The organism is Streptomyces sp. NPDC058307, from assembly GCF_042880295.1.
Taxonomy (GTDB): Bacteria; Actinomycetota; Actinomycetes; order Streptomycetales; family Streptomycetaceae; genus Streptomyces.
In genome coordinates this window covers 67,489-70,051 of the sequence record NZ_JBHVYZ010000045.1, presented here as the reverse complement: position 1 = coordinate 70,051, position 2,563 = coordinate 67,489, and the positions used below count along the sequence as shown (strand labels likewise).

The 2,563-nt window shown below is 73.3% G+C and carries 2 protein-coding genes; both read left to right on the top strand.

Annotated elements, in window-relative coordinates; translation table 11 throughout:
• Positions 1–237: 237 nt before the first annotated feature.
• A complete protein-coding gene (locus ACFVYN_RS28360) occupies positions 238–1,890 on the top strand; it encodes an FAD-dependent oxidoreductase (protein WP_390003248.1) in 1,653 nt (550 codons plus the stop codon).
• A 148-nt stretch (positions 1,891–2,038) separates the two neighbouring features.
• On the top strand, positions 2,039–2,419 hold the full coding sequence (locus ACFVYN_RS28355) for a hypothetical protein (RefSeq protein WP_390003247.1): 381 nt from the start codon (positions 2,039–2,041) through the stop codon (positions 2,417–2,419).
• Positions 2,420–2,563: the final 144 nt, after the last annotated feature.

Sequence of the window (2,563 nt, the reverse complement as noted above, 5' to 3'; positions counted from 1 at the left end):
GGCGCCTCACATACCCGTCGGCGGCCCTCCCTGACCCTACCCCCCGGGCCCCCGATGCCGTACGGCATCGGGGCCCCGCGCGTGTCGAAGCCGCCGTCGCGTGCGGTGCCCGCCGACTCGGGGAACGGGGCGTGTTGAGCGGGTGAAGCCTGTGCCCGTGATCGTGTCGCGGGGCATGCATGAAGCTCGCCGCCGCACCCGGACGAGTCGGCGGACACGACGCGCTGGAGGCGAGTGATGAACCAAAGAGCTGCCCAAGCCGAACCCACCACCCACCGGGTCCCCGTCCTCATCGTCGGCGGTTCCCTCGTCGGCCTGTCGACCTCGGTCTTCCTGGGCCGACTGGGCGTACGGCACACACTGGTGGAGCGGCACGCCGGCACCTCCATCCACCCCCGCGGCCGCGGCAACAACGTGCGCACGATGGAACTGTTCCGGACGGCCGGCGTCGAGCCGACGATCCGTCAGGCCGCCGCCACCCTGGCCGACAACCACGGGATCCTGCAGACCCCCACGCTGGTCGGCGACGCCGGCGAGTGGCTGTTCAAGGAGATCGACGCAGGCGGCGGACTGGCCCGCTTCAGCCCCAGCTCATGGTGCCTGTGCAGCCAGAACGACCTCGAGCCCGTGCTCCTCGACCACGCCACGCGGCTCGGCGGCGACCTGCGGTACGCCACCGAACTGCTGTCGTTCGACACCGGGCCCTCCGGCGTCACCGCGATCCTCAAGAGCCGGGAGACCGGCGAGCACACCACCGTCCTCGCGGACTACCTCGTCGCCGCCGACGGCCCCCGCAGCCCCGTCCGCGAGCAGCTCGGCATCGGCCAGAGCGGTCCCGGTGACCTGTTCAGCAACGTCAGCATCACCTTCCGCTCCCGCCGCCTCGCCGACGTCGTCGGCGAGCGCCGGTTCATCGTCTGCTACCTGACCGACCCGGAGGCCGACGGCGCCCTGCTGCCCGTGGACAACCGGGAGAACTGGGTCTTCCACGCGCCCTGGCACCCCGAACGCGGCGAAACGCTGGAGGAGTTCACCGACGAGCGGTGCGTCGACCACATCCGCCGCGCGGTCGGCGTCGCCGATCTCGACGTAGAGATCACCGGCCGGGCCCCCTGGCACGCGGCCCAGCGGGTCGCCCGCAGCTACCGGTCGGGGCGCGTCTTCCTGGCCGGCGACTCGGCCCACGAGATGTCCCCCACCGGGGCGTTCGGCTCCAACACCGGTATCCAGGACGCGCACAACCTCGCCTGGAAGCTCGCCGCGGTCCTCGACGGCTGGGCCGGGGAGACGCTGCTCGACTCCTACGACGCCGAGCGGCGCCCGGTGGCGGAGGCGACCAGTGCCCGCGCCGCCGCCCGGTCGGCCGAGCACAGCCACCCCGGCTACGCCCCGCCCCCCGGCACCGGCGGCGGCCCGCAGCGCGGCATCCTCAACGTGGCCCTCGGCTACCGCTATCCGCAGGGCGCCGTCGTGGGCGCCGATCCCGCTACCCCGGTCGTCCCGGACCGCCTGGACCTGTCCGGCGAACCCGGCAGCAGGGCACCCCACCTGGTCGTACGACGCCAAGGGGAACGGATCTCCACCCTCGACCTCTACGAACGCTCCCTCGTCCTGCTCAGCGGCGCCGAGGCCCCGAGCTGGCACGAGGCCGCCGTCCGCCTCGCCGGGGAGACGTCCGTCCCGCTGGCGTCGTACCGGGTGGGCGAGGGACCGGGCGCCGAGCTGACGCCCGAGGGCGACACGGACTGGTCGGCCGCGCACGGTACGACGCCCGAAGGCGCCGTACTGGTACGGCCCGACGGATTCGTGGCCTGGCGGTCCCAGAGGCCGGTCGCGGACGCCGAGTCGACGCTGCGTCAGGTGCTGGACACCCTGCTGGGATCCGTCTGACGTTCCGCCGGATGCGGGCGGGTGTCACCCGGGTGAGCGCCTTGAGTGGTGGCGAACGCCGGGCTGACTGACGGTGGATCACGTCGGGGGCGGGACACCTCAGCTGACGAAGCAGCAGCTGCCCGGCCACCGACGGAAGGAACATCACATGCGCTCTGCCCGCATCCTCCTGACCACGGCGGCGGCCTCGGCCGTCCTCGTCCTCGGCGCACCCGGCGCGCACGCGGCCGGGGGCGACTGGGACTCGTCGGACTCCTCCTACAGCAAGGAGCACACCAACCCCAAGTACGACCCGGAGACCTACAAGGACAAGGACAAGGACAGCGAGCAGGGCCAGGACTCCGGTGGCGGCAAGCACGACGGCGGCGGCTGGAGCGGCAGCCACGAGAAGCCCAGCGGCGGCATGCACACCGGCGGCGGCGGGCTCGCCTCCCCGGCGGTCACCACGGGCGGCCTCGCCATGCTGGTGGTCGCCGGAACGGGCCTGTACGCGGCACGCCGTAAGAAGTTCGCCGGAAGCATGGCCTGACCGATGCCGGACGCGATAGCGGCCGTGGCCGCCCCCCCGGTGCCGCGTGGCGGCCCCGCCGGCCCACCCCCTGCCCCGTGCGCCCGAGTTGGTTCCGTTGCCCGGTGTGGTGGGGGCCGAAGGGAGGTGGTGCATGACCCCCCC